The organism is Chitinophaga sp. (assembly GCF_036566945.1).
GTDB lineage: Bacteria > Bacteroidota > Bacteroidia > Chitinophagales > Chitinophagaceae > Chitinophaga.
The window spans coordinates 1-7,872 of record NZ_DATCVJ010000964.1 but is presented as its reverse complement, the minus strand read 5'-3'; the positions used below and the strand labels follow the sequence as shown (position 1 = coordinate 7,872).

At 46.4% G+C, this 7,872-nt stretch carries 3 protein-coding genes; 1 reads left to right on the top strand and 2 read right to left on the bottom strand.

The features are described 5' to 3' along the window. Together VIP81_RS29010 and VIP81_RS29005 are read right to left on the bottom strand one after the other, a co-directional pair. Nucleotides 1-4,339 (bottom strand): TonB-dependent receptor plug domain-containing protein (locus VIP81_RS29010; RefSeq protein ID WP_331969918.1); only part of this gene is annotated, 4,339 nt, incomplete at its 3' end. A gap of 4 nt (nt 4,340-4,343) precedes the next feature. Then, nucleotides 4,344-6,875 carry a hypothetical protein gene (locus VIP81_RS29005; RefSeq protein WP_331969914.1) on the bottom strand — a complete coding sequence of 844 codons (2,532 nt, stop codon included), beginning with the start codon at nt 6,873-6,875 and terminating at the stop codon, nt 4,344-4,346. A gap of 419 nt (nt 6,876-7,294) precedes the next feature. Here VIP81_RS29005 and VIP81_RS29000 point away from each other — a divergent pair, with 419 nt between their 5' ends. Then, nucleotides 7,295-7,789 (top strand): BON domain-containing protein, encoded by a 495-nt coding sequence (locus VIP81_RS29000; RefSeq protein WP_331969911.1) that lies wholly within the window; start codon nt 7,295-7,297, stop codon nt 7,787-7,789. The last annotated feature ends 83 nt before the right edge of the window (nt 7,790-7,872 follow it).

Genomic DNA, 7,872 nt, shown 5'->3' with positions numbered 1-7,872 from the left:
CAAAGATTTCGTAGTACGCTACTTCGTTTTTCTCTTTCAGTTCTTTGAGCTGCCACGGTTGTAAAGAGAGACCTGCGGGTATGCCGATTTTAGCAATGGACATAGGTTGCAGGATTGCTTTTTCATTTTTCACATCAATTTTCATCCTGACGGTTTCCCCTATCTTCGTGCGGGTATCGGCCAGTTTGGTGGTAATATGTAAATCGGCTTTAGCGCTGTTGGGTGGTTGCATAGTGTAATAAGACACTTCCAAATGATACGGAATACCGGATTTTTCATTACTGTAATGCACGTCAAACGTGTTGGCGCCGGCTTTCAGCAATGAGCTGAAATCATTGCCTACGCCTACTCTCTGCGCATTCAATTCGAAATCAATGGTACCTGCGTTTTCAGCACGGCCTTTTATTTTTATGAATTCTACAATGGCATTCAGCGCCATTACGGTGGCCTGCGTAGAGCCGTAACCGTAGTACGTTTTTTCGGACAGCACTTTAGAAATGATCATCGTGATAGTGGCGAGATCCGGTTTAGGATCACGGACCAGTGCGAGGGCGTATAACGATAACGACTCTACGCGCAATGAGGCATCCCTGGAATTAACGACGGTGGTAGCTGCCATGAAATTATTTTTCTCATAGCTCTGTTTGAGCGCCTGCATCAGGCGGTTATAGTCGGCCGTATTTTTCATATTGCTGGCAGCGAGGGCCATGAGTCCCAGCTGATAAGCATCGTTAGCCGCCAGTGCTTTTTGCACACCTGCTTCGTATTCCGGCTGTATTTCTTTGCCAATACCCGCCTGCGTTAACGCATATACGATATACAGATTAGCGACGGAATTAGGGACGGAGGCAAACCGGTCGTAGCCACCGGAAGCCAGTTTAAAGCCCCCTTTACCATCCCGGCGATTCAGCAGGAATGCTTTGGTACGGGACAGCATATCTTTATCCACGTTAATGAAGGTTTGCATGTCTGTAAACTCCAGCAAACCATAAGCGGTTAATGCTTCATGGGCCGGTGCATGTCCAAACCATTCGAAGCCTTTTTCTGTTGTTTCAAAGCTGATCAGTCGTTTGTATCCGGTTTCGATATAGTTCATGGCCTTAGCCACTACTTCAGGATTGGATTTACCGGATTCGCGGAGATATTTCAGGATAAAGATGTTCGGGTAGGTGCTGGAAGACGTTTGTTCAAAGCAGCCATAGGGCTCTCTCAGCATCGATTCAATTCCATCCAGCAGTTGCCCTTCAATGGTGGCGAATATTTTCAGGTCTGTTTTGAAGCTGCCATTCACCGGTTCACCTAAGTCCAGCGGAATTTTAACTGATTTATCGCCGGAGAAGGTTTTAAATATCGGGAAGCCCTTCTCTGCTGCTACAATAGGAAGCGATAATGTTTCGGTACCTGTTTTTCCGCTCACCATAAATTTTATATCACCACGGCAGGGCGCGATGGCTTCTATTGGAATCAATACCTGTTTAGAGCTGTTAGCGGCCAGGGTTACGCGCTCCTCATAAGTTCCCTTTTTCATTTTCCAAGGCAACGCGAGGGTGATATCCAGTACTACACTGTCGGCCGCATTATTTTTAAGCACCAGTGGTATCAGTGCATGGTCACCTACGGTGAGGTAAGGAGGAATTTTTGCATCTATCTGCAAGGCATTGCGGGCCGACCAGGTGGCCTCGTTTCTACCCGGTATTCCGTTCCAGGCGATGCCTTCGGCTACTGCTCTGAAAGTAGTGGCGGCATCAGAGTTGTAGAATTCCAGCGTAGCGTTGCCTTCTTTATCTGTTTGTACTACCGGATTCCAGTAGATCGTTTCCCGGAAATCACTTCTTTCATTGGTGGTAGTGGTGGCATATTGGGGCGCATAAAATACCCTTGCCACAGAAAAAGTGTTTCCTGTACCCGGCACAAATTTACTATCGTAAAAATCAGCTTTACTCAGGCCCAGTTTAATGGCTGCTCTCCCTACATTTTTCGTAGTAACGAGGATCACCCCATTGGCGCCGCGAGAGCCATACAATGCGGTTCCCAGGGCATCTTTATATACCGTTATTGTTTCAATATCATTGGGGTTCAGCCCTTCCAGCATCCCTTCCGATGGCACACCATCTATAATATATAGCGGCTGATTATTACCTGTCAGCGAATTGGTGCCTCTTATCCTGATTTCTTTCGCCGCACCGGGATTGGCTTGTGGTACTACCTGTATCCCGGCTACCCTGCCCTGCAGGGCAAGATTTAAATTCGGCAGCAGCTGTACTTCGTTAATCTTCACGCTGGTAACAGACCCGACCATCATCTCCTTTTTTTGCACACCATAACCCATCACCACTACCTCGTTGAGTCGCTTGTCGTCACCCAACTGTTTCGGCCACACCTCCTCTTCCTTTTTAATGATGGCGGCTGCTTTTTCAAATGCCTTCTTTTGTGCTGCCGGCGGGAGGCCAGCAAACTCTTTGAAAGTAACACCCTCTTCGAGGAGTTTTTTTGTCCTTATTACATTGTTCTCAATACTGTTTTGTTCTACCCTGATATTTACTTTTTCTTTCCGTTTCACAGATTTGGCTAACAGGTAATAATTAGCATGTGCATCCAGGCCTGCAAAGAAAAATTGTCCGTCATCGCCGGTGGTCATTTGAATGGCTTTGCCGTTACTGGCCATATTAATAAGGAATACCGTGGCTTTCAGCGGTTGATCCTTTGCATTGAAGATGGTACCGCTCAACACATAACCATCATCCGGCAGGTATTGCAGGGATTTTCCGTTGTTTAATTCCGGGATATAACTAAAATACCGGTAGCCATGTGTCAGCATCACCAGATCGAGCGCGGGATCTGCTTTAGGTTCTTCTTTCTTAAAATAAAATAAAGGCTCCTCAATTTTTCCACTCAACTCAGAACTCATGAGCAGCCAGGACAAGATGTGATCCTGCCTATCGTCTGCATAAGTCCAGAGTTTATCATCCATTACGGCCAGCGACAAATTGGATGACAAGGGCGCGCCCTTTGCATCTGTTGTTTTGAGGGTCATCACTACTTTTTCTCTGGGCAGGTATTGGGATTTGTCGGTGGTAATTTTTACCTGCAGGGTATTATTTTTATGGAGAAATACGAGTCTTTCTGCTACGGGCAATCCATTGCCGGTACTGAGTGTAAACCGGGCAATACCAACGGGAAACACCGACTGATCTATTTCGATGGATTGTGTACCTTTCTTCAAAGTAAGGTCGCTGCTGGCATAGATGGTTCCTTTTGTCTGCCCGGTTAACGTAACCCGTTGCCGGTTGCTGGCAGCTATATTGAGGAAAAGTTTTCCATCTCTCTTCATAAAATTCATGACTACCCCTTCAGTAGTAAAGGCCGGAAAAGCATACTGCCGGCTAATATGCAGCGGGGAGGTAATTTTAACGGTATACTTTTTATTGGCCTGCGGGGTAAAAGGAAACTGTCCCATACCGGCGTAGTAGCTGTCGAAATCCGCTACCTTATTGCCTGCATCATCCCATACTTCGCCTTTAACGTCTACTGGTTTTCCATGTTCGTTAATGGCCCTGAAAGCGATGTTGCTGGTAAGTCCTGCTACCAGCGAGCCTCCTTCGGGCAGCAGTTGCAGGTCTATTTTATTGAGTACAATAGGAATGCTCCGGGAAATGGCTTCTTTGTATGCATCATAATCTACCGTTACATTCAGCAAGCCATCGGTGGTATTCAGGTCTTCCGGCAATTTAAATGGCAGTTGTACTTTACCATCACGATTGGTGGTCGCTTCTTTTGTGGCTACTACTTTGCCTCCCAGGGATATCTTATAACTTATTTTGTAATTGGGAATGGGCTGATCCGACAAATTACGCATGGTGTAATCGGCGATCACCTCATCGCCGGGACCATAGCCCTTTTTGGGGAAGTCGAGCTTCATTAATATGCGGGGAGCGATTACTTTTTGCAGGGTGAGTTCCTTTACAAAAAAAGTGGTATCGCTTTCATTGCGCATCCACGTGGTATACGCTTTCAGCTTATAAACGCCACCGGGGGCATTGTCTTCAAAAGTATAAGAGCCTTCTGTAAAGCCATCTGCCACTTTATAGGTTAATTTTTTGCGCACATTACCGGAGGGGTCCAGTACTTCTACATACACCACTTTGCTTAATGTGGCGGGCTTCTGGTCCTGTGCATTCACCAGGTACAGTTTAAAAAACATGTCCTGTCCGGGTTGAAAGAAAACATGGCTGGTGTGGATATAAATTTTCTCTTTGTATTTCGCGTAGTCCAATGATTGCGCCCACGCGGCGCCTGTCATGATGAGGAGTAAATATATACAGCTAATAATTTTTTTCATGGTATTAGAATTGAAGGGTTACATTAAAACCATACGTTTTAGTAGCGGGCAGATTAAAGAAATCGAGGCCGGTACTATTGGCCTGATCAAATAATAACTGTTCCGGATCTACGCCACTGTAGGGGCTCCACAACATCAGGTTGTTGACATACGCGCTCAGCGTTAGTTTTTGTATGATATGTTTAAAGGGTTGCTGATAAGTGAGTTTCAGGGTATTGATACGCAGCCAGTCAGCCCGCTCTATATAGTTTGCTGCCACGCCGCTATAGCCATATCTCACCCATCGGTTATGATCTATAGATTGTTGGGGATTATAAAAATCAACGGGGATATTATTTGGGCTGCCATCCATTTTTACGCCGGGGAAAATGTAGTTGGTGATTGTTCTGCCTTCGGCAGATGTTTGAGATCTCCCGTAATAGTCGAGTACGGCCTGTGTACCATTCCATCGTTCGCCGCCGCTCTTCCATTCCATGGCGAGTTCCAGGGTAAGTTTTTTCCAGCGCGCCGTGTTGGTCATCTTCATCACAAAATCCGGGTTAGGATTGCCGATAATAGCGGGAGATTTTGCTACCAGTGGAAATCCGTCGGTGCCTATCATGGTGTGACCGGCCCCATCTTTTTCCCAGGTGCTCCCCATGATTACGCCCAGTGGCTGTCCTTGCACGAATGCCGTATGCACATCGCTAAAACCTGCCAGGGGCATGTAATTACCGTCTTCATAGGTGTTAGTAACCTTATTTTTATAGGCGAAAAATCCCAGGGTATGCATCGTGGTGATGGCATTACGGATGTTGAGTTGGTAAAATCCTACTTCCAGGTCTATTCCCCTGGTTCGGTAGTTGCCAATATTTTTCAGCACCAATTCCTGGTTTTCATATACCGGGAACAGATCCTCTGCTACTTTATTTACAAATGCGCGGGCAGTCAGCGTCAGTTTACCGAGATAATCGCCGCTGATACTGCTGCTCCAATCTCTGTGACGTATGGGGGTCAGGTGATCAAAATTTTTCACTTCCAGCACCGGGAAATATTTTCCGGCTTCGGCTGTGGAATAGCGCAGCAGGTTTACGTAAGACAATGATTTGCTGACAGGCAATTCCGTATTCCCTTCTCCATAAGATGATTTAAATGACAGGGACCATCCGCCATTGGCCGTATACCTCGCTGAAACGGCCGTCACTGGCTGGAAGTAGCGCCCTGATGTGATGGTATTGGACACATTGGCTTTGTTGCCCAGTGTCAGGTCCAGGTACCATCTGTTGCCGTTGTATACCTGGCGATAGCTGGCGGCTAATTCATGCGCGGAGCGCTGGTACAGATAGTTGGCATCGCCGGGCTGATAGCGGATGCTGCTATGCGCATCCGTGAAAATATAATTGGCTGCAAAAATGCCCGCCCATTTACTGGTGTTGTATTCCACCGGCGCCGACACATCTGCCGTTAGCTGGTATAGTTTATCTTCCTTATGCCGGTATAGGGGTTTACCTTCAGGAAAGCCGGCGGTTCCTGGCTTGAAGCCTTCATGGCTGTTTTCTGTGTTGTTACTGAGCGACTGTGCGATGGTATATTTCGTGCGTTTATAGGCGCTTCGTTCCATCAGCAGACTTACCTGCTGCCGGGTGGCGTTGAAATTATTACCGTTATCTCTCAGCAAAAAGTCTGGATTATCTGCCAGGTTGCTGTAGCTGCGCTGGCCGTTTCCGAGCGTATAGCCTTGTCCGTTATCGAAGCTAACCGGTGTCAGAATGGATTGCTGATATGCTTTATTCAGGAATCCATTTCTGTTGGCATTTGAAAAAACGTCCTGTGCATAGCTATATTTACCAATGAGGTGCAGCCATTTTATCCTGGCGCCCAGTGAGGCGTCCAGGTTCTTCGCGTCATTGTTATTATAACGGATAAGCGTCTTCTCATTGGTTTGACCCAGATTCATATTAAACTCCCATGCATGGATCTGATTTTCTACCAGCACTGCTTTCAGGTTGAATGCCTGGGAAAAGAAGCTACCTGTTCTGAAAATATTATTCGTATAGGCAGTGGGGTTATGACCGCTGCCGCTGCCGGATGGTACCAGTTTTCCGTTGTTGTCATACACATAAGGCTGTCCATCATATTCCAGTGACTGCAGGGCCGGACCGTAGCTGAATACTTCATTTGTTTCTGCTCCCTGCCAGCTGAGAGTGCCGTCCAACGTGCGTCCCTGCGCATAATCTGTTTGCAGGGAGGGCAGCTGGTTGGTGGTTTTCAGCGCAAAGGTGGCGGAATAGCTGCCGGTGATCAGCAGGTCTCTTTTATAGGCGGGGCGCATCTGCAGCTCATTGTGGCGAACGTTTATTTTCCTAAACCGGGTATCGGTGCCAAACATTCTTTTCACGCCCAGTGTGCGATGCAGATGAGAAGTGGGTATGACTACTGCATTGGTATCTGTGTGGATCAAACGCTGATAGTCTTCCGAGTAAACCGGACTTACCACCTTATTGGTTTGAGCGAAAAGAAACGAAGGGAATAGCAGCAGTATGAGGAAATATCTCAAGGTATATATTTTATATTTATCAATATAAGGTATAATTCTACAATATTTTTTTGCTACCCGGAATCGGGTGGGTGCGTTTCATACCGTGCATACGAGGTGTTTAAGTCGATGGTATTCATTAGATGCTTATATAACAGATGGATAATATCGGTCTGCACGAAGTCCTCTCCGGCGGCATGATGCCAGCTGTTAAAAAATTCCATAAGCGTGATGAAAAAAAATAAAAATTCTTTTCGTGAGGCGGAAAATATGTGGAAGCAGAGATGGTCACCGGGAATTTCCCGGGTGGCATATCCTCAGAGAAAATGGGCATTTGCTATCTATTAAAAAATAAACAACAAACCGAAGCATTATTGCCAGGTGAAAAAAGATACTTAACTTAAACTGTATTATTTCATCACTAAAACCTCAGTAATACTATGAAACTGAAACACCTGACGGCAGTCGTCCTCTCCATGGGATTAATGTTTATGATTTCCTGTAAAGGGAAGCCCAAAGATGCAGACATCCAGGCTACTGTAGTTGCTGCGTTGCAGTCAACCAGTCCGGGCGTGAGCGCTGATGTTAAAGATGGTGTAGTTACACTCACAGGCGCTGTAGCGACGGATGCAGATAAAGATGCCGCTGAAAACGCCGCCAAGGTTACTGCGGGCGTGAAGAGCGTTGTCAACAACATTACTGTAACGCCTCCTCCTCCACCTCCTGCTGCTCCTGAAGCTGCTCCTGCTGATGTTGCTTTGAAAACAGCTGTAGATGGTATTGTGAAAGACTTTCCTGGTGTTACCGCAGACGTTAAAGATGGTGTGATTACCGTTACCGGCGAGTCTAAAGCTGACCGTTGGAAGAAACTGAAAATGGCATTGGATGGCCTGAAGCCTAAGAAAGTAGATGCTTCCGGTTTGAAAATAAAATAAATTGCTGAACCCCTAAAATACTACGATCATGGCATTACAGGATAAATACAAAGAGCTGATTGATGCAGCCACTGCTGCAGGTA